This window comes from Flavobacterium aquidurense (assembly GCF_031458035.1).
GTDB classification, from domain to species: domain Bacteria; phylum Bacteroidota; class Bacteroidia; order Flavobacteriales; family Flavobacteriaceae; genus Flavobacterium; species Flavobacterium aquidurense_C.
This window is the reverse complement of sequence record NZ_JAVDXR010000001.1, coordinates 136,896-157,313: the sequence shown is the minus strand read 5'-3', so window position 1 is coordinate 157,313 and position 20,418 is coordinate 136,896. Positions and strand designations below refer to the sequence as shown.

At 34.5% G+C, this 20,418-nt stretch carries 15 protein-coding genes; 8 read left to right on the top strand and 7 right to left on the bottom strand.

What is annotated here, in order from left to right; genetic code table 11:
• The first annotated feature begins 33 nt into the window (after positions 1-33).
• A complete protein-coding gene (locus J2X17_RS00610) occupies positions 34-888 on the top strand; it encodes an alpha/beta hydrolase (protein ID WP_310293708.1) in 855 nt (284 codons plus the stop codon).
• 86 nt (positions 889-974) lie between these two features.
• Here the strand turns inward: J2X17_RS00610 and gldA are convergent, their stop codons facing one another.
• Positions 975-1,871 carry a gliding motility-associated ABC transporter ATP-binding subunit GldA gene (gldA, locus tag J2X17_RS00605; RefSeq protein ID WP_310293707.1) on the bottom strand — a complete coding sequence of 299 codons (897 nt, stop codon included), beginning with the start codon at positions 1,869-1,871 and terminating at the stop codon, positions 975-977.
• A gap of 144 nt (positions 1,872-2,015) precedes the next feature.
• Here gldA and J2X17_RS00600 point away from each other — a divergent pair, with 144 nt between their 5' ends.
• Positions 2,016-2,606 (top strand): outer membrane beta-barrel protein, encoded by a 591-nt coding sequence (locus tag J2X17_RS00600; protein ID WP_310293705.1) that lies wholly within the window; start codon positions 2,016-2,018, stop codon positions 2,604-2,606.
• On the opposite strand, the gene J2X17_RS00595 is transcribed toward J2X17_RS00600, so the two are convergent.
• A complete protein-coding gene (locus J2X17_RS00595) occupies positions 2,592-2,966 on the bottom strand; it encodes a helix-turn-helix domain-containing protein (RefSeq protein WP_310293704.1) in 375 nt (124 codons plus the stop codon). The two genes, J2X17_RS00600 and J2X17_RS00595, sit on opposite strands and share 15 nt — an antisense overlap.
• 447 nt (positions 2,967-3,413) lie before the next feature.
• On the opposite strand from J2X17_RS00595, the gene J2X17_RS00590 reads away from it, so the two are divergent.
• Positions 3,414-4,760: a deoxyguanosinetriphosphate triphosphohydrolase gene (locus tag J2X17_RS00590; RefSeq protein ID WP_310293702.1), complete on the top strand. Its 1,347-nt coding sequence runs from the start codon at positions 3,414-3,416 to the stop codon at positions 4,758-4,760.
• On the opposite strand, the gene J2X17_RS00585 is transcribed toward J2X17_RS00590, so the two are convergent.
• Genes J2X17_RS00585 through J2X17_RS00575 form a run of 3 tightly spaced genes read right to left on the bottom strand, consistent with a single transcriptional unit; the run spans position 4,761 to position 8,389 of the window.
• Complete coding sequence (locus J2X17_RS00585) at positions 4,761-5,762, bottom strand: DUF3078 domain-containing protein (RefSeq protein ID WP_310293700.1); 1,002 nt, start codon at positions 5,760-5,762, stop codon at positions 4,761-4,763. It abuts the gene before it with no gap.
• Between the two features lie 35 nt (positions 5,763-5,797).
• On the bottom strand, positions 5,798-7,585 hold the full coding sequence (locus J2X17_RS00580; RefSeq protein WP_310293698.1) for a 1-deoxy-D-xylulose-5-phosphate synthase: 1,788 nt from the start codon (positions 7,583-7,585) through the stop codon (positions 5,798-5,800).
• 33 nt (positions 7,586-7,618) lie between these two features.
• Positions 7,619-8,389, bottom strand: a complete 771-nt coding sequence (locus J2X17_RS00575) for a hypothetical protein (RefSeq protein ID WP_310293696.1) — start codon at positions 8,387-8,389, stop codon at positions 7,619-7,621.
• A 134-nt stretch (positions 8,390-8,523) separates the two neighbouring features.
• Here J2X17_RS00575 and J2X17_RS00570 point away from each other — a divergent pair, with 134 nt between their 5' ends.
• From J2X17_RS00570 to pbpC, 5 genes are all read left to right on the top strand, one after another.
• Positions 8,524-9,633: a Fic family protein gene (locus J2X17_RS00570; RefSeq protein ID WP_310293695.1), complete on the top strand. Its 1,110-nt coding sequence runs from the start codon at positions 8,524-8,526 to the stop codon at positions 9,631-9,633.
• Between the two features lie 79 nt (positions 9,634-9,712).
• Positions 9,713-10,156 carry a nucleoside deaminase gene (locus J2X17_RS00565; RefSeq protein ID WP_310293693.1) on the top strand — a complete coding sequence of 148 codons (444 nt, stop codon included), beginning with the start codon at positions 9,713-9,715 and terminating at the stop codon, positions 10,154-10,156.
• A 183-nt stretch (positions 10,157-10,339) separates the two neighbouring features.
• On the top strand, positions 10,340-16,012 hold the full coding sequence (locus J2X17_RS00560; RefSeq protein WP_310293691.1) for an alpha-2-macroglobulin family protein: 5,673 nt from the start codon (positions 10,340-10,342) through the stop codon (positions 16,010-16,012).
• A 112-nt stretch (positions 16,013-16,124) separates the two neighbouring features.
• Positions 16,125-16,715 carry a transposase gene (locus tag J2X17_RS00555; protein ID WP_310293689.1) on the top strand — a complete coding sequence of 197 codons (591 nt, stop codon included), beginning with the start codon at positions 16,125-16,127 and terminating at the stop codon, positions 16,713-16,715.
• A gap of 158 nt (positions 16,716-16,873) precedes the next feature.
• Positions 16,874-19,249: a penicillin-binding protein 1C gene (gene pbpC / locus J2X17_RS00550; protein ID WP_310293687.1), complete on the top strand. Its 2,376-nt coding sequence runs from the start codon at positions 16,874-16,876 to the stop codon at positions 19,247-19,249.
• A gap of 205 nt (positions 19,250-19,454) precedes the next feature.
• On the opposite strand, the gene rpmA is transcribed toward pbpC, so the two are convergent.
• Positions 19,455-19,715 carry a 50S ribosomal protein L27 gene (rpmA, locus tag J2X17_RS00545; protein WP_017497241.1) on the bottom strand — a complete coding sequence of 87 codons (261 nt, stop codon included), beginning with the start codon at positions 19,713-19,715 and terminating at the stop codon, positions 19,455-19,457.
• 24 nt (positions 19,716-19,739) lie between these two features.
• The gene (rplU, locus tag J2X17_RS00540) at positions 19,740-20,183 is read right to left on the bottom strand and encodes a 50S ribosomal protein L21 (protein WP_056190314.1); all 444 of its coding nucleotides are present in this window, start codon (positions 20,181-20,183) and stop codon (positions 19,740-19,742) included.
• Positions 20,184-20,418 lie beyond the last annotated feature (235 nt).

The window sequence follows — 20,418 nt, the reverse complement described above, 5'->3', positions numbered from 1 at the left end:
TATATTTATAAATCAGTTTTAAATGAAATAGTAATGAAACCAGGAATTAAATTTTGTCTTTGTCTATTTTTCTACATTTTTTGTCATCAGGGATTTTCACAAGAGAATGAGACTAAGATTTACCTGTGGGAAAATGGAGCTCCGGGTTTCGAAAACCGTAAAAATGAACCGGAACAAGCTCAGGATTGGTGGGTAAGGAATATTCATAATCCGTCAATAACAGCTTATTTTCCGGAAAAACCCAACGGAATGGCGGTACTTATTTGCCCCGGAGGAGGACATGAAAATCTGGTTTTTAATTCAGAAGGAAAAGATGCTGCCGTATATTTAAATAGCATTGGAATAACTGCCTTTGTTTTGAAATATCGTTTAGCAAGAACTAAAGACTCACCTTACAAGCTGGAAACCCACGTGAAGCAGGATGCTGAAAGAGCGATGCGAATAATACGAAGCAGAGCAGCTGAATTTAAAATTGACGCTAACAGAATTGGCGCAATGGGATTTTCAGCAGGTGGGGAAGTAGTCGCGTTGATTGCTTATAATTCCAATAATGTTTTGAAAAATACTACGGATGAAATTGATAAGACTGATTCGCAACCCAATTTTCAAATATTGATTTATCCCGGACCGTTGTTTATTCCGAAAGAAATTAAGGCTGATGCACCGCCTGCTTTTTTATTGGCGGCAAACGACGATTCTTGCTGCTCGGCTCCCATAATTGAATTGCTTAACGGCTATCGAAAAGCAAATGTTCCGGTAGAGATGCATTTGTATTCTAAAGGCGGGCATGCATTTAACATGGGGAAAAGAGCAAAAACAAACTCCTTAAAAACCTGGCCACAAAGATTGGCAGACTGGTTTGAAGACAATAACTATTTTGTGAAATGATTTGGTAAAAGTAATTTTGATACAATCAACGCTCCAATAACAAACCTTGAAAAAAAATATTGTTCTTCAAACTTGAAAGTGAAGAATTATTTTGTAATTTCTCTAAAAACAGCTTCAAGATTTTTGTTTTTCTGATTCAGTTGTAATGTTTTTAATCCGTTTGCATTGGCAAAATCAAAAATAACAGGACGCATATCTTTATCCGCTACAAAAGTCAATTCCCACGTCATATCATGGGTGTTTATGTATGAAGTAATATTTTCAAGTTTAGCCAGAAGCTGTTCTTCAACCTGATAATCAAACTCAACTTCTATAACTTGCTGTTTATCTTCAGAAACTAAATGATCTAATTTTTTGTCTGCAACAATTTGTCCTTTGTCAATAATAATGACACGATCACAAATAGCTTCAACTTCCTGCATAATGTGTGTTGAAAGAAAAACTGTTTTGTCTTTCCCAACATTTTTAATCACATTACGAATTTCCATTAACTGATTCGGATCCAGACCAGTAGTTGGTTCATCCAAAATTAAAACATCAGGATTGTGTAGTAATGCATTCGCAAGTCCAACACGCTGACGGTACCCTTTAGATAATTGACTTATCTTTTTATGACTTTCTGCTGACAGTCCTGTCAGTTGAATTACTTCTTCGATTCTTGATTTTGAAACCTGATAAACATCGGCATTAAAAGCCAAATACTCACGAACATACAAGTCCAAATACAACGGATTATGCTCTGGCAAATAACCAATAGAACGTTGAACGGCTTTGGTGTTTGTCATGACATCGTGACCATTTACAAGGGCTGAGCCTTCATCGGCCATTAAATAAGTAGTCAATATTTTCATTAAAGTAGATTTTCCTGCTCCGTTTGGACCAAGAAATCCAACGATTTCTCCTTTTTGAATTGAGAACGAAATTTCGTTCAACGCTTTTTGAGTTCCGTAACTTTTTGATATGCTGTTTACTTCTATCGACATGACTTTTTATTTGCTACAAAAGTAAACAGAAATAGTATTGATTGCTAAATTTTGTCTTTTAAAGAATTTATAAAAAAATAAAATTTGCGGACTCTCACGGCATTGTTATTGTTAAAGGACTATTAAAATTTTTAAATATCAGTTATGAAAAAAATGTTAGTTGTTCTTGCATTAGCTGTAGTTAGCTTTGCAAATGCTCAAAAAAAAGGATCTATTTTAGTTATGGGAAGTATTGAGTATAATTCTCAAAATGTATCAAACTCTGGTACAGAAAGTAAGTATAATTCTTTTGCTTTTTTACCTAAAGTAGGTTACCAATTTCACGAAAACTGGACTGCTGGTCTTGAAGCTGGAGTTGGAACTGCAAAAAATGAAGCTGGGAATATGGAGGATAAAACAAATAATTTCTCACTTGGAGGTTTTTTACGTTATTCTAAACCATTAAACCAGACTTTTTCAGCTTATGCAGACTTGGGAGTTGGTTACCAAAATACTAAATCAACAATTAAAAACGGTTTTACTACCGCTACAAATGAGGGAGATGGTTTTTACGTTGGAGTTACGCCGGCAATTTTTATCAATATTAATAAAGGATTTGGATTAAACTTCAATATTGGTGGTATCGGATACAATACTTTAAACTTTGATGGAGATAACGGAAACGGAGATACCGTTAAGAATTTCAATTTCTCTTTCGGACAACAATTTTCTGTGGGAATTTCAAAAAATTTCTAGTCTTAGAATATATTTCAATTTTGAAGAAGCATCTGCCACGGCAGATGCTTTTTTTGTTTTTATAAAAAAGTCAATCCAACTTTTTTTATTTAATCCAATTTCAAAAATTCTTATTAGAGTTGAAAGTTGAATATTGCCTTTTCCATTTTCAAGCTTTGAGATATAACTTTTTTTTGTTCCGGTTTTGTCTGCTAATTGTTCCTGCGTTACATTGGCATCTTTTTGAGCTTCTTTTAACATTTCGCTTATAATGAACATTTGAGACTTTTCTTCATATTGATTTCTTCCTTCAGTGCCTATTTTTCCGTGTTCAGCCTCAATAAGCTCATCAAAAGATTTTATGTTTTTGTAGTTTTTCATAGTTATCTTCTACCTTATATTTTAAAGTTATCTTAAAAGTGAACATTTTTCAAATAAATAACATTTAAAATAAAAATGCCAACCTAAGCACAGTCGAAACATCATAACTACACGAATTTCGACTCCACTTTGTTGGCACTAAAAAACAAAAATATAATTAAGATAAAGTTACTCTGGAATTGCGTTTTCAACGGTAGTTCTCATTTCCTGAGCCGCTGCAATGATTTTTATATACTCATTGTTTAAATTTCCGCCACGAATTCACGAATTTTTATAAATCATTGTATTTAAAATAATTCGTGAATTCGTGGCGAATAAAACTCAAATCAAATTAATCTGTGGCCTATTTTTATTCAATATTATCCTAAAATAAAATGTATTTTTGACGTTTAGATCGTAAATCTATCCCGAGGCTTCGGGACAACAATCACAAATTTAAAATAAGAAATGAACTGGGAACAACTTTTATCACTAAAACGCCAAGGCGATACTAGCAAAAGATTACGTGTAGAACAAGACGATACACGATTAGGTTTTGAGGTAGATTACGACCGAATTATCTTTTCGGCTGCATTTCGCTCTTTGCAGGATAAAACTCAGGTTATTCCACTTTCTAAAACAGATTTTGTGCATACGAGATTAACGCACAGTTTAGAAGTTTCAGTTGTGGGACGTTCTTTAGGACGTTTGGTTGGAAAAAAAATCATTGAAAAATATCCATATTTAAAAGAAGTTCATGGCTATCACATGAATGATTTTGGTGCAATTGTAGCAGCCGCTTCTTTGGCACATGATATTGGGAATCCGCCTTTTGGACATTCTGGTGAAAAAGCAATTGGAGAATATTTTTCTATCGGAAACGGATTAAAATTTAAAGATAAACTGACTGCAAAACAATGGCAGGATTTAATTGATTTTGAAGGAAATGCCAACGGATTTTCAGTATTAACGGCAAGTCGTCCGGGAATTGAAGGCGGACTTAGAATTTCATACGCGACATTAGGAGCGTTTATGAAATATCCGAAAGAAAGTTTGCCTAAAAAGCCAACAAACAATATTTCAGATAAAAAGTACGGTTTCTTTCAGACAGATAAAGTATTCTTTGAAGAAGTAGCCAAAGATATGGGAATGATTGCCAATAAATCTGGTGATGACATTGGTTTTGAAAGACATCCTTTAGCTTATTTGGTTGAAGCCGCTGATGATATTTGCTACACCATTATAGATTTTGAAGACGGAATAAATTTAGGATTGGTTTCTGAAGATTATGCTTTAGAATATCTGATAAAACTCGTAAAAGATAATATTGGAGTTGCTAAATACAAGACTTTAGAAACCAAAGAAGATCGTATCAGTTATTTGCGAGCACTGGCAATCGGATCTTTGATAAACGATGCTGTTGATGTTTTTATCGAAAATGAAGAAGCAATTTTGGCCGGAGAATTTCCATATGCTTTAACCGATAAAAGTAAATACAAGGCTCAGATGAATGATATTATCAATTTAAGCGTAGAAAAAATTTATCAAAGCCGTGAAGTCATCGAGAAAGAAATTGTAGGTTATCAAATTATTCAAACCTTGCTGGATAAATTTATAACCGCTTTCAATAATAAATATGAAGGAACGGCTTCAAACTACGATAAGTTAATTCTGAAAATGCTCCCGGAAAAGCATCACTTGGACAAAGCCAATTTATATGAGCGTTTATTGCACATTTGCCATTATGTATCACTTTTAACAGATGGAAATGCGTTGGAATTATTCGATACAATTAACGGCAGAAAGCAGAATTAATTATTGGAAAGCGTAAACCAGCCCAACTCCCAAAACTTGTCTTAATTGCATTCTTGGGCCGTCATTAACCTGAGTTGTTGCGCCGGTTGAAGGGTCAACAACGTCTTTTTTAGTTTTGATATCGTCGTCATATACTATGTGAAGTCCAATATTGGCTTTTACATAAGCATTAACAACAAGGTCTAAGCGGGTATCATAATCAACGTCGACGTTTCCGAATTTGTTCAGATAATCGGTATAAAGACTTAATCTGTTTTCGTAAAATATATTTTTGTAAATCTCACTTTTCATGTATCCCGTAGCGAGAATACCAAATTCAGCTTTTACTTTTTGCCCTTCTTCAATTAATATTTTCTGAGTAGGATCAAGAGGATCGGTCGCGTAAATGGCTTTTTTAACCCCGAAAGATCCTTGATTTGCTAAATAATCATCAAGTACTAAAGTGGTTTTTAAGGTAATAGGAGAGAAGTAAAATGTTCTGTTTTTTTTCTTATTTGAGTTTTCAGCTCCGGCTCCTAAAAAGATATAAGCTGGGGCAAAAGGTTTCGAGATTGCAATATCTTTATTCGGATAATTGTAACCGTTTGAAAATTGTGTATTGAAGTTAAACTTGGCAGAATAATACCAATTTGAGATTGTATCTTTTCTAAATCCGTAGGTCGAGTTGATCTGAAAAGCATCATCAGTTTTTCTTAACTCATTACCGTCCTGCTTGTTTAAACCATATTTTATAAAAAGTTCGTTTACCCATTTATGATTACCCTTGGTGTAAGTTCTGCCAAATTCTCCCTTAAATAAGCCTGAAACTGAGCTTGTTCCCCCTGCACTCCAATTTACAAAAGCAATTTCTGAAATGTCAAAACCTAATTGGTTTTTTTTGGTCCAATTGGTAGGCAGTTTTGGTAATTGATCAGGGTCTAAAGTAGTTTGTATAATCTGAGCAAAATTATTTGAAGTACACAAAAGCAACAGCAACAAAAAGGTAGAACGCAATAATTTCATTAGGTTGGTTTTAATATTTTGGTTGTGCAAAATAATTATTTTGAATCGTTAGAAAAAAGATTTACCAAATTTTTAACGTCAATCCTGCATAATTGTTGTAACTGATTTACTGTTCCGTGTTCAATAAATGTATCTGGAATGCCTAGGATTTTGATGTTATTTTTGAAATTATTTGTGGCCGCGAACTCTAAAACAGCACTTCCAAAACCTCCATTTATTGTACCGTCTTCAATGGTAATTATGTTTTCAAAATCAGAAAAAATAGAACTTAATGTATTGTTGTCTAGTGGTTTAATGAATGGGAAATCATAATGTGCAATCTCTTCCGAATTTGAACATTTGTGCAATGCTTCAATCACATTATTTCCGATAGTTCCTGTAGATAAAACAGCAGTTTTTGTTCCCTTTTTAAGGCAGTTTGCTTGGCCAATTTTAACATTTTCATATTGTCCGAAATTTTCTACTTCCCAGTTAGGTAAGACGCCTCTTCCGCGTGGATATCGAATCGAGATTGGGTGATCTAGACCCAATTGAGCAGTATATAAAATGTTTTGAAGGGCAATTTCATTGATTGGTGCATAAATAATCATGTTCGGAATTGCACGTAAATAAGCAATATCAAAAACCCCATGATGTGTTGCGCCATCTTCGCCTACCAGACCAGCTCTGTCTAAACAAAAAATTATTGGTATATTTTGTAACGCGACGTCGTGAATAACCTGATCGTAAGCGCGTTGTAAAAAAGTCGAATAAATATTGCAATATACGATCATACCTTGTGTCGCCATTCCTGCGGCAAGCGTAACGGCATGCTGCTCTGCAATTCCAACATCAAAAGCACGTTCTGGAATTTCATCCATCATAAATTTAAGAGAACTTCCGGATGGCATTGCAGGTGTAATTCCAATGATTTTTTCATTCTTTTTAGCTAAATCCAAAATGGTTAAACCAAAAACATCCTGAAATTTTGGAGGTAAATTTTCTTCCGATTTTAAATGAATTTCTCCCGTTGCAGCATCAAATTTTCCTGGCGCATGATATTTTACCTGATTTTCTTCAGCTTGCTGTAAACCTTTTCCTTTTGTAGTTACAATATGAAGAAATTTAGGGCCTTTTATCTCTTTTAAACGATTTAATTCTTTGATTAAAGCAGGAAGGTCATGACCGTCAATTGGACCTGAATAATCAAAGTTCAGAGACTTGATCATGTTGTTTTTCTTTGGATTTTTCCCTTCTTTTACGGCAGTTAGATATTTTTTAAGTGCGCCAACACTCGGATCAATTCCGATAGCATTATCATTCAGAATTACCAGTAAATTAGCATCGGTAACTCCGGCGTGATTCAAACCTTCAAAAGCCATTCCGGATGCAATCGAAGCGTCTCCAATAACTGCAATATGCTGTTTGTCGAAATTACCTTTTAAATTAGAGGCAATCGCCATTCCTAAAGCTGCAGAAATAGAAGTCGAAGAATGACCTACGCCAAAAGTATCGTAAACACTTTCGCTTCTTTTTGGAAAACCGGAAACACCTCCCAGTTGTCGGTTGGTATGAAAATTTTCTCTTCTTTCGGTCAAAATTTTATGTCCGTAAGCCTGGTGCCCCACATCCCAAACTAATAAATCTTCGGGTGTATTAAAAACATAATGCAAAGCAATTGTGAGTTCGACAACACCCAAACTCGCGCCCAAATGTCCTTCTTTTAAAGAGACAATATCAATAATAAATTGACGTAATTCTTGTGCAACCTCTGGAAGCTGTTCTTCAGAAAGTAAGCGTAAATCGGAAGGATTGTATATGTTTGAAAGTAAGTTGCTTTTCATTGTAAGTTAAAAAGCAAATTTACGGTTTTAAATTTAAATTTTTTGTTGAAATGAAATTGGTAAAATATATGTGGAGCGAACAATTCTATTTTTTCGTTTTCCGGGAATCCAATTTGGAGTTTTTTCTAAAATTCCGATAATGTCTTTTTCACTTGCTGACGTTGTATTTTTAAGTATTTTAAAATTGCTAAGACTTCCGTCGCCTTCAATTACAAATAAAACGGATATTTCTCCTTGTTTTGCTGTGATAAGATTTTTTGAAAAATTAGAATTGAATTTTTTCATTCCATTTTTTGGAACAGCTGCAACGTCTAAATCATTTGAATTATAAATAATTCCGTAATGTCCAGATTGAGGTTCAGATTGAGAATTTTCTTCGGCGCTAAGTTTCTCTATAGGCATCAAAATAATTCCAGTAGTAGCGTGTTGTTTTGGTTTGACATCTTCTACAATTTCAACTTTATCTATTTTTTTCTTATTTCCGTCTTTGTCTTGACAACTAAATAATGTAGTGCCCATTGCTATAAATAGTGCCAATAAAAACATTTTTCGATAATGGATTTGGCTGTATAATATTTGAGATGGAATCTGAATATTTATTTCACCTAACTGCTCGTTTTTAAGTCTTCCACAGACATTTTTATGTGAAATAAAATACTGCTGAATTTCGTCCGGAAGCATTGCCGTGAAATCAACAACGGTTTTAGAACAATTCAAACAAAATCTTCCATTGTCTTTTGGTGTCATCTTATCCCAGTTTTCGTGGCAAGGTTCTGGAATCGTTATTTTAAATTTTCTCTCCATGTTTTGAATTTCAATATTTAAATGTAATAAAAAATCAATATGAAAATCATTTCCAAAAATATTGAGGCGATTAATTTCGTTAATCGCCTCAAAAAATGACTATATTTGAGGCAATTAATCTTCTTAATCGCCTCATGAAATATAATTGGCAACTACAGGATTGGCAAAACTTCATATACGATGATTCTATAATCGACTCATTATGTATTGATTTTGCATTTGAAACAGGAGAAGTAAAAGGCCTTGTTGAGTCCTTGTCAACTGTAATTCAACAGGAAACTATTTTGCAATTTATGATTTCGGAGGCAATCAAAACTTCTGAAATCGAAGGGGAATTTTTTAGTCGACAAGATATAATGTCATCCATCAAGAAAAATTTAGGTGTTGGTGAAACTTTTGGTCATATCAGAGATAAAAATGCCCAGGGAATTGGGAAGTTAATGGTAATTGTTCGTAATTCTTATTCTGAACAATTATCTGAAAATATGATTAAGCACTGGCATGATATTTTGATGGAATATTCAAAAAGAATTAATCCCGGCGAATATAGAACGGGACAAGAGCCAATGCAAATTGTTTCAGGTTCTTATGGAAAAGAAATTATTCATTTTGAAGCGCCACCATCTAATCAGGTTCCAGTCGAAATGAAAAAATTTATTAAATGGTACCATGATTTTGAAGTAAAACCAAACGATATAAAAAAAGCGTTGATTAAAACTTCGATTTCACATTTGTATTTTGAAAGTATTCATCCTTTTGAAGATGGAAATGGAAGAATCGGTAGAGCTATTGCTGAAAAAGCTCTTGCTGAATCTTTGAATCGACCAGTTTTAATGAGTATTTCAAGTACTATTGAAAAGAACAAAAAAAAATATTACCAATCGTTAAAACAAGCGCAACGAACTCTAGAAATTACAGAATGGATTTTCTATTTCTCTACTCTGATTTTAGAATCTCAACGAAATGCAAAACAAACAATCCTTTTTACATTAAACAAAAGTAAATTCATAGAGCAGTTTAAAAACGAAATGAATGAAAGACAAACAAAAGCTGTTTTAAAAATGTTTGAAAACGGTGTGTCTGGTTTTGAGGGAGGAATGACTGCCATTAAATATGTTTCCATTACTAAAACATCAAGAGCAACAGCTACAAGAGATTTGCAGGATTTGACAGAAAAGAACATTTTGAAACCAAAAGGAGAGGGTAGAAATCGATCTTACGACTTGAACTTTTCAGTCAAATAAATATTTAAAAGTTAAAGCTTTTGGTAATCCTTCTCAATTTTTTCATCCCACATTATTTCAAAAATGTATTTTTGCACCTATGATAAATCCTTTCACCGACGAATACTTTATGAAAAAAGCTTTGCAGGAAGCTGAAATGGCCTTTGAAAAAGGCGAAATTCCTGTTGGAGCTGTTATTGTTGTTGCTAATAAAGTTATTGCAAGCAGTCATAATTTAACCGAATTACTGAATGATGTTACGGCTCATGCCGAAATGCAATCCATAACAGCTGCAGCAAATTTTCTGGGAGGGAAATATCTTAAAGATTGTACCTTATATGTGACGCTTGAACCGTGCCAAATGTGTGCCGGAGCTTTGTATTGGAGTCAGATTTCAAAAATTGTTTTTGGTGCCCGTGACGAGCAACGCGGTTTTATGGTTATGGGAACAAAACTGCATCCAAAAACTACCGTCGTTTCAGGAATTATGGCTAATGAAGCCGCTGATTTAATGAAGCGTTTTTTTATTGAAAGACGGAAATAACTTTTAAAAACTTCCACAAAAGTTAAATAATAAAAATAGCGAATTTTCCTCTTAAAATATTTCAGAAAATACTTTACATTTACTACAATATAATTGGTATTTCGCTAGTTATGGTTTTAATAGTAAAATGTTAAAACGTTCTGTCATTTCTTAAAATTCGTAACCCATTAACTCTAAATAAAAGTGAAAGCAAAAGGATTAGTTCTCGTGTTTTGTGTGTTTTTTATTTTTCAATCTTGCGGCAGAAAATCAGCAGCCGATTTCAATTCCGATTTTTCATTATTTAAAGAGTATATAGTCAGTTTCACGGGAGGGATTGTCTCGTCGGAATCTGATATTAGAGTGGTTTTGGCTTTCGATAAAAAAGAATGGAAAGCCGGTCAGGTTTTAGACAGTGATTTGTTTGATATTTCTCCAGGTGTTGACGGTAAAGTCGTGGCACTTTCTACTAATACAATTGCTTTCATTCCGGAAAAAAAGCTGAAACCGGGAACAGAATATCAGGTTACTTTAAACTTAGATAAACTGATTACACTTCCAAAAGAGAAAGAAAAAGAGCTTTCGGATTTCAATTTTACGGTTAAAACCATCAAGCAGGATTTTACAATAAATACGGCTGATATTCAGTCGTACAGTAAAGAATATCAATACCTGAACTGCGTTCTAAAAACGGCAGACAATATTGATATTGAAACCGCTAAAAAGCTGGTTGAGGCCAAGCAAAAAGGGAATAATCTTAAAATTAAATTTGAGAAAAACTCTGGTTCCGGAAAAGAATTTCATTTTATAATTGACAGTATTCAGCGTTATTCTGAAGCAACAAATCTGGAGATTATTTACGACGGAAGCGATTTTGACATTGATCAGAAAGGTCAAATCGATCTTCCGATTACGAATATAAATGAATTTAAAATCGTCAAAGTTGAAGTTCCTGATGGCAGCAATCAATCGGTTTTGATTAATTTTTCTGAGCCTTTAGAAAAAGGACAGAATTTCGCTGGACTAGTGTCAATTCAGAATACCAATAATCTGAAATTTTCAACTCAGGGAAATTTACTGAAAGTGTATTTCAACAATGAAAAAGCACCCGTTAAAAAAGAAGTTGAGGTTTCGGTACCTGTAGAAGAAACGGCGGTTTCGTTAGTAGATTCGGCTGCAGTTGTAGTTGATAGTGCTGCGGCGGTAGTTGATGATGCTGTCGAAGTGGTTCAAAACGAAGAAGCAGAACCGGAACAAATTTTGGCCGGAGATTTATTGATTGAAGTTTTTCAGGGAATCGAAAGTCAGTACGGCAAAAAAATGGATTCGAATTACAACGAGAAAATCTCTTTTGACCAAATCAAACCAAATGTTCGTTTCATTAAAAATGGAACTATTTTACCAAGTTCCAATAATTTAAAACTGAATTTTGAAGCTGTAAACTTAAGCGCGGTTGATGTAAAAGTATATAAAATTTACAAGAATAATATTCTGCAATTTCTTCAATACAATGAATTAAACGGGAGTCAAAATCTCAAGAAGGTCGCACAGCCTATTGCCAAAACAACGCTGAATTTAATTGAAAGTAAATTGATAAACCCAGCTAAGTGGAACACTTTTGCGTTGGATTTATCTAAAATAATCACATCAGAACCCGGCGCTATTTACAGAGTAGAATTTGTCTATAAAAAGAAATATTCTCTGTACAAATGCGAAACTTCAGAGGCTGATCAAAATGAAGAAGAGGAAGAAGAAGTCGATGAAAATGATGTGAACTATAGTGAGAACTCTTACGATGATTATTATTATGATGATTACGAATGGAGAGAAAGTCAGGATCCTTGTACCAGCTCTTATTATTATAATGCTAAAATCGCAACTAATATTCTGGCAACAGATTTAGGCGTAATTGCAAAAAGAGGCGAAAATAAATCGTATGTGTTTGCTGTAAATAATATTGTAACAACAGAACCGGTTTCAAATGCAAGAGTGGATTTGTATACCTATCAACAGCAAAAAATCGCAACTGCAGCAACAAGCAGCGAAGGAATTGCTTCTTTTCAGCTGAATAAATTTGCCTATTTTGCTATTGTTTCCTTAGGAAATCAGTCCACGTATGTGAAGCTGGATGACGGACTTTCTTTGTCTGTGAGTAATTTTGATGTTGCCGGCGAAACTTTGCAAAAAGGATTAAAAGGTTTTATTTATGGAGAACGTGGCGTTTGGCGTCCGGGCGATAATTTGTATTTGTCTTTCATCTTGAATGACGCATCAAATAAACTTCCGAAATCGCATCCAATAAAATTTAGACTGAATGATCCGAATGGAAAAACCGTTTATCAGACGGTTCAAAAAACAAATGAACTGAATCATTATGCTTTTACGGTTCCAACTAGCCAGGATGCCCCAACAGGAAATTGGGAAGCAATGGTAAGCGTTGGTGGAGCTAAATTTTATAAAAGCATCAAAATTGAAACGATCAAACCCAATCGCTTAAAAATCAAAAATACATTTACCAGAAAAACACTTTCATCTTCTTATCCAAATACTGATAATCTGGAAGTAACCTGGCTTCATGGTGCGATTGCTAAAAATCTGAATGTAGAAATGCAGGCGAAATTTTCCCAGCAAACTACCACTTTTAAAGGTTACGAGAAATTTAGTTTTGATGATTTAGTACGTCAATTCAATACAGAAGAAATAAATGTTTTCTCAGGAAAATTAAATGAAAACGGAAAAGCATCGGTAAATATTCAGCCAAAACTACAAGGTCAGGCACCGGGAATGCTTCGTGCTTCGTTCATCACAAAAGTGTATGAAGAAGGTGGAGATTTTAGTACTGATGTAATTTCAACGACTTATTCGCCATATAAAACCTATGTCGGAATTAAATCGCCGGAACCGAATAAATACGGCATGCTGGAAACGAGAACTAACAATCGTTTTGATATTGTGACGGTTGATGAAAACGGAAGACCAAAATCAGTTAGAAATCTCGAAGTAAAAGTCTATAAGGTAGAATGGCGTTGGTGGTGGGATGCGTCGAGTGATAATTTATCCAATTATAATTCTTCGAATGCGACTACTTCATACAAAACATTTGTAATCAATACCGATTCTAGCGGAAAAGGGAGTGTTCAGTTTTCGTTAACCGATGAAGAATGGGGACGTTATTTAATACGTGTTTCAGATAATACAGACGGTCATGCAACAGCTTTAACGGTAAATATTGACTGGCCAATTTGGTCTGGAAAAACACGTAACAGAGATGCTTCTACAGCCAATATGTTGGTTTTTTCTACAGATAAGAAAAACTATGCTGTAGGCGAAAAAGCGCAGATTTCTTTCCCTTCAAGTGAAGGTGGAAGAGCTTTAATCTCTATCGAAAACGGATCAAAAGTGGTACAGACCATATGGGCAAAAACACAAAAAGGAGAAACAAAAGTTGAAGTCCCAATTACTTCCGCAATGGCTCCAAATGTGTATTTTAATATTACCTTATTACAGCCTCACGCTTCAACTAAAAATGATTCACCTATTCGTATGTATGGAATTGTTCCGATTGAAGTGGTGGATAAAAACACCATTTTGGCACCAACATTATCAATGCCGGATGTATTAAAACCAGAGCAGGCCTTTACGGTAAAAGTGGGAGAAAAAACCGGAAAAGAAATGACGTATACGATTGCGGTTGTCGATGAAGGTTTGCTGGATTTAACCCGATTTAAAACACCAAATGCGTGGGATAGTTTTTATGTTCGTGAAGCTTTGGGTGTTAAGACCTGGGATATCTACGATGATGTAATTGGAGCGTATGGCGGAAAAATAAATCAGATTTTCAGTATTGGTGGAGATCAGGATTTAGGCGGTGGAAAAGCTAAGAAAGCAAATCGTTTTAAACCTGTGGTACTTTATTATGGTCCGTTTAAATTAGAAAAAGGACAAACGAAATCACACCAATTAAAATTACCAAAATATATTGGTTCAGTTCGAACTATGGTGGTTGCGGGAGATGCGAATACTAGTGCTTACGGAAGTGTCGAAAAAGCAACTCCCGTAAAAAGTCCGTTGATGGTTTTGGCTTCGTTACCACGAAAAATTTCGCCTTCAGAAAAAGTAACGATTCCGGTTACTGTTTTTGCAACGGAAAATAATATCAAAAATGTGTCGATTCAGATCAAAACGAGCAACGGATTAAAAGTGATGGGAAGCGCAACGCAATCCTTGACTTTTGCTTCGCCTGACGAAAAAATGGCCTATTTCAATTTGGTTGTGGGTTCTTCAACCGGAATTGCCAAAGTTCAGGTTGTTGCCACTTCAGGAAAAGAGAAATCGGTTTATGATGTCGAAATCGACATGACGAATCCAAATCCGGTTACGAATACTTTTACGGATGTAATTCTGCCTCCAAACAGTACCAAAACGATTTCATGGAAAACTTTTGGAGTTTCAGGAAGTAATAAAGCAAGATTGGAAGTTTCATCAATGCCAACGATGAATCTGAATGGAAGATTGCAATATCTTATTCAATATCCGCATGGTTGTGTGGAGCAAACGACTTCTTCTGTTTTTCCACAATTGTATTTAAATGATGTTGTTGATCTAGATGCAACTAGAAAAGGAATTATTCAAAAGAATATTACAGCCGGAATTACAAGATTAGGAAGTTTCCAATTATCAAATGGAGGAGTGGCTTACTGGCAAGGAAATACGATTGCAGACGATTGGGGAACTTCGTATGCAGGACATTTCTTAATTGAAGCAGAGAAAAAAGGGTATGTTTTGCCAATCAATTTCAAATCAAAATGGATTTCGTACCAACAACGCGAAGCAAAACAATGGCGTTTTGAAGCGAAATACGGAAATGATTTGGCTCAGTCGTATAGATTATACACTTTGGCTTTAGCCGGAAATGCTGATTTATCGTCGATGAACAGATTGAGAGAAACCAAAGGAATTTCAAACGAAAGTAAGCTGCGTTTGGCTGCAGCATATGTTTTGGCAGGTCAAAAATCGGCAGGACTGAATTTGTTTTTACATAGTAAAATTGAAGACGAATCGAGTAACTATAATTATTACTATTATGGTTCAAGCGAAAGAAACAGAGCAATGGCATTGGAAACAATGTTACTGTTAGGACAAAAACAAAAAGCATTTGTGATGGCTTCAAAATTAGCCAAACAAATGTCAAATAATCAATGGATGAGCACGCAGACAACGGCTTATTGTTTGTATGCTATGTCGAAATTTGCTGTAAGTAACGGTCCAAAAGGAATCAATATTCAGTTTAGCAAAAATGGAAAAGGCGAGACGATAAATACTCAAAAAACAATCGCAGACAGAAGTTTGGTTGTTCAAATGGGCTCTAATAGCATAACGCTGAAAAACATTAAAAACAACACAGTTTATGTTCGTGTTTTGAACACTGGAATATTGCCAATCGGACAAGAGAAAGCAATCCAAAGTGATGTTTCGGCTGCTATTGTTTTCAAAAACAGAAAAGGAAGCGTAATCAATGTTTCAAAAATTAGTCAGGGAACAGAATTCATTGCTGAAGTTACAATACGAAATCAAAGAAATGAACACGTTGAAAATGTAGCATTATCTCAAATTCTCCCTTCAGGATTCGAAATTGTAAATACTCGTTTTACTGATTATGGAGATGCAACAAACAATATTGCAGATTACATTGATATTCGAGACGACCGAACTAATTTCTATTTTGGAATGAAAGCCGGAGAAACAAAAGTCTTCCGAATTTTGTTGAACGCTTCTTATCTTGGAAATTATTATTTGCCAGGTTTACAATGTGAAGCCATGTATGATAATACATTCCTGGCGAGAACAAAAGGATTCTGGGTTGAGGTGGTGAAATAAACGTATCCTAACAGGTTTCCAAAACCTGTTAGGTATTATTGGAGTTAGTTAAAGAAAGAAAAACATACCTAACAGGTTTTAAAAACCTGTTAGGATAATAAAATTAGAGAAGGTGAAGAAGGATTTTTTCGAAGAAGGACAATATTATCACATTTATAATAGAGGAAATAACAAAGAGAATATTTTTATTGAAGAAAAGAATTACAGTTATTTTCTAGAAAAATTAAAAAAATATATTATTCCAATTGCTGATATTTATGCCTATTGTTTACTTAAGAATCATTTTCATATAGTTTTACGAATTAAGGATAGAAAAGATATACCGGAAAAATTTAAAGAAAAAATTCATTTACCATTTTCGAATTTGTTTAATGCCTATTCTAAAAGTATAAATAAAGCATATAATAGAACTGGGAGCCTATTTCAAGAACATCTGCAACGCAATAGAATTGAAAATGAAAATTATTTAAAGCAATTAATCATTTATGTTCATTTGAATCCGATTAAGCATAAATTTACTGAACACTTCGATAATTATTTACATTCATCGTATCGTTCCTATTTATCAGTTAAACAAAGTAGTATTGATAGACAATTTATTCTTGAATTATTTGATGACTTAGAAAACTTTAAATTTTGTCATGATGAAAGAAGAATTGTTTATGAAGGAATACTAAATGACGTAAGTTTAAGTGACGATTAAAAGAGCCGTTTTATTATTTAGTTTTCTCTCCTAACAGGTTTCCAAAACCTGTTAGGTATGATATTGAGGGGAAGTTGATTTCCTTATAGTTGTATTAAAAAGATACCTAACAGGTTTTGAAAACCTGTTAGGATACTAAAAAAAACTTTCGAATTACTTTGAAAAATAAATTCATAGCGTTCTCACAACGCATTATAAATTGGATAAAAAAGAATAAAATAAAATCAGCAATTACATTTATGTTCTTGCTGATTTATTATTTCTCTATACCCCGAACATTATTTCAAGAGCCTTATTCAACGGTAATTGAAAGCAAAGAAGGAGAATTACTTGGTGCGAAAATAGCCGATGACGGACAATGGCGTTTTCCTGCCCAAGACAGTGTGCCTGATAAATTTAAAAAATGTATTGTCTATTTTGAAGACGAATACTTCTACAAACATCCCGGATTTAATCCCGTTGCGATGGTAAATGCCATTAAACAAAACAATAAAGCGGGAAAAGTTGTCCGAGGTGGAAGTACATTAACACAGCAGGTTATTCGTTTATCGCGAAAAGGAAAAGGAAGAACTTATTTTGAAAAAATCATTGAAATTATTCTCGCAACCCGATTAGAATTGGGGTATTCAAAAAATGAAATTTTAGAAATGTATGCCGCTCATGCGCCATTTGGAGGGAATGTCGTTGGTTTAGAAATGGCTTCGTGGCGTTATTTTGGAGTACAATCCAATCAATTATCCTGGGCAGAAAATGCGACTTTGGCCGTTTTACCAAATGCTCCAAGTTTAATTTACCCAGGAAAGAATCAAATAAAGTTATTGAATAAGCGTAACCGACTTTTATTGAAATTACATCAGGAAGGAATTATTGATAAGCAGACTTACGAATTGTCAATCGATGAACCGTTGCCACAAAAACCTTATGATTTGCCTCAAATTGCGCCTCATTTATTACAGCGTGTGGCAAAAAATGAAGAAGGAACTCGTGTAAAAACGACAATTGATTATGCTTTACAGAATAGAGTCAATCAAATTGCGAAGTATTATTACAATCAGTACAAGCAGAATGAAGTAAACAATCTGGCGATTTTAGTAATTGATGTTTCGAATCGAAATGTAATGAGTTATGTTGGAAATGCTCCAACAGATAAAGATCATCAAAAAGATGTTGATATTATCGATGCTCCACGAAGTACCGGAAGTATTTTGAAACCGCTTTTATATGCGGGAATGCTCGACGATGGCGAATTACTGCCGAACACTTTAGTGGCTGATGTACCAACTCAGATTGCAGGATACACACCACAGAATTTTAATCTCACATTTGATGGAGCTGTTCCGGCACATCGGGCTTTGTCGCGTTCTTTGAATATTCCGGCAGTTTTAATGCTTCAGGATTTTGGCGTAAATAAGTTTTATGAAGAATTGCAAAAGTTTAAATTGAGAGATATTAATAAAACGCCGGATCATTACGGATTATCACTTATTCTGGGTGGTGCCGAAAGTAATTTATGGGATTTATGCCAGACTTATGCTGGATTATCTTCGACGGTTAATTATTATACTAAAAATCAGGCGAAATATAGAACTAAGGAATTTATAGAACTGAATTATAAAAATGATTTTGAACCTGACTTTGGATCAGAAACAGATCAGAAAAATATAATAGGAGCCGGAGCAATTTGGCTGACATATAATGCAATGGAAGAAGTAAACCGACCAGAAGGAGACGAAGCCTGGAAATTTTATGACAGTTCATTGAAAATTGCCTGGAAAACCGGAACCAGTTTTGGGAATCGAGATGCCTGGGCGATTGGAACAAATTCAAAATATGTAGTTGGAGTCTGGGTTGGAAATGCAACAGGTGAAGGAAGACCAACTTTAACAGGAGTTACCAGTGCAGCACCTATTTTATTTGATGTTTTTAATTTATTGCCGAGACAAAAGTGGTTTGAAACGCCCTATAAGGATTTAGAAGAAGTTGAGGTTTGCCGTTTAAGTGGTTATTTGGCAAAAGAAGATTGTCCGAAAATCAAGCAATGGGTTTCTAAAAAAGGAAAATCTACTGCCGTTTGCCCGTATCATAAAAAGATTCATTTGGATAAATCGGAGCGATTTCAGGTTAATAGCAGTTGCGAAAGTGTTGATAATATTGTGACTAAAAGCTGGTTTGTTTTGCCCCCGGTTATGGCATGGTATTACAAAAGCCAGCATATTGAATATTTGCCTTTGCCTCCGTTCAAAGAAGATTGTCAGGGAACGCAAACCACCACAATGGATTTTATCTATCCGAAAACGAATAGCAAAATTTATTTGACGAAGAATTTTAATAGTGAAGTACAGCCCGTAATTTTGAAAGTTGCTTATTCAGAAAGAGATAAAGAACTTTTTTGGTATGTTGATGATGTTTATAAAGCCACAACCAAAACGTTTCATGAATTGCCTATTACGCCAACTTCGGGAACGCATTATATCACGGTTGTGGATGCTTTTGGCAATGAAATTAGACGTAAAATTGAAATTGTAAGAGAATAATATTCTTATGAAACTGAGTGCCCTAGCCCTGATGGGAGGGAAAATCCTTTTGTGCCGGTCCCGAGGCTTCGGGAGGCACAAAAGATTGGAAGGACAGCAGGAAGCTCCTAATAAAAATAATTCGTGCAATTCGTGGCAAACAATATAGAAAAACAAAAAACCCGATCTTTTCAGATCGGGTTTTTTATAATAAGTAATCTAATGATTATGCTTCGAATGGAAGGATAGATACATAAGATTTGTTATCTTTTTTCTTTTGGAACTTAACAACTCCAGCTACTCTTGCGTGTAGTGTGTGATCTTTACTGATGTAAACGTTTTCACCTGGATTATGTTTTGAACCTCTTTGTCTAACGATGATGTTCCCAGCAATAGCAGCTTGTCCACCAAAAATCTTAACGCCTAGACGTTTTGATTCTGATTCTCTACCATTCTTCGAACTACCGACACCTTTCTTGTGAGCCATGACGTATGAGTTTAAATATTGTTATTATTCTTTAGTAGCTTCTTTTTTTGCTTTTGGAGCTGCTGCTTTTTTTGCTTTTGGAGCTGCTTCAACTTCAGTTGCCGGAGCATCTTCTGCTACAACTGCTTTTTTAGCTGCTGCTTTTTTAGTTCCACCTGCTGCAGTAATACCTTCAATTACAATTTGAGTAAGATATTGTCTGTGACCATTTCTCTTTTTGTAACCTTTTCTTCTTTTCTTTTTGAAAACGATTACTTTATCTCCTTTTAAGTGTTGTAACACTTTAGCTTCTACTGAAGCACCTTCTATAGCTGGGGCGCCTAAAGTTACGTTTCCGTTATCGTCTAATAAAAGAACTTTGTCAAATGAAATACTTGAACCTTCTTCGTTAGCCAAACGGTTAACATAAACCTTTAAGTCTTTGCTTACTTTAAATTGTTGCCCTGCTATCTCTACGATTGCATACATACCAAATTGATTTATTGATTTTTAAGGTTGCAAATATACAATTAATAATTTACTGTGCAATCTCTTATTCTAAAAATATTTATTTCCTCTTAAAGTCTGTTTTTCAAGGCGTTTTAACTTCATGAAAAAGAGAATTAGAAGTAAAAGATTGTTAAAATATCATCAAAATAAAGACTAATTCCTAATTCATAAGTAAAAAAACTTATTTTTGATGTAACTATAATCAACTCTTGTC

What these genes read in the sequence shown, in the direction of transcription:
- J2X17_RS00610 (WP_310293708.1), top strand. Translation starts at nt 34, where the DNA reads ATGAAACCAGGAATTAAATTTTGTCTTTGTCTATTTTTCTACATTTTT.
- gldA (WP_310293707.1), bottom strand. Translation starts at nt 1,871, where the DNA reads ATGTCGATAGAAGTAAACAGCATATCAAAAAGTTACGGAACTCAAAAA.
- J2X17_RS00600 (WP_310293705.1), top strand. Translation starts at nt 2,016, where the DNA reads ATGAAAAAAATGTTAGTTGTTCTTGCATTAGCTGTAGTTAGCTTTGCA.
- J2X17_RS00595 (WP_310293704.1), bottom strand. Translation starts at nt 2,966, where the DNA reads ATGAAAAACTACAAAAACATAAAATCTTTTGATGAGCTTATTGAGGCT.
- J2X17_RS00590 (WP_310293702.1), top strand. Translation starts at nt 3,414, where the DNA reads ATGAACTGGGAACAACTTTTATCACTAAAACGCCAAGGCGATACTAGC.
- J2X17_RS00585 (WP_310293700.1), bottom strand. Translation starts at nt 5,762, where the DNA reads ATGAAATTATTGCGTTCTACCTTTTTGTTGCTGTTGCTTTTGTGTACT.
- J2X17_RS00580 (WP_310293698.1), bottom strand. Translation starts at nt 7,585, where the DNA reads ATGAAAAGCAACTTACTTTCAAACATATACAATCCTTCCGATTTACGC.
- J2X17_RS00575 (WP_310293696.1), bottom strand. Translation starts at nt 8,389, where the DNA reads ATGGAGAGAAAATTTAAAATAACGATTCCAGAACCTTGCCACGAAAAC.
- J2X17_RS00570 (WP_310293695.1), top strand. Translation starts at nt 8,524, where the DNA reads ATGAAATATAATTGGCAACTACAGGATTGGCAAAACTTCATATACGAT.
- J2X17_RS00565 (WP_310293693.1), top strand. Translation starts at nt 9,713, where the DNA reads ATGATAAATCCTTTCACCGACGAATACTTTATGAAAAAAGCTTTGCAG.
- rpmA (WP_017497241.1), bottom strand. Translation starts at nt 19,715, where the DNA reads ATGGCTCACAAGAAAGGTGTCGGTAGTTCGAAGAATGGTAGAGAATCA.
- rplU (WP_056190314.1), bottom strand. Translation starts at nt 20,183, where the DNA reads ATGTATGCAATCGTAGAGATAGCAGGGCAACAATTTAAAGTAAGCAAA.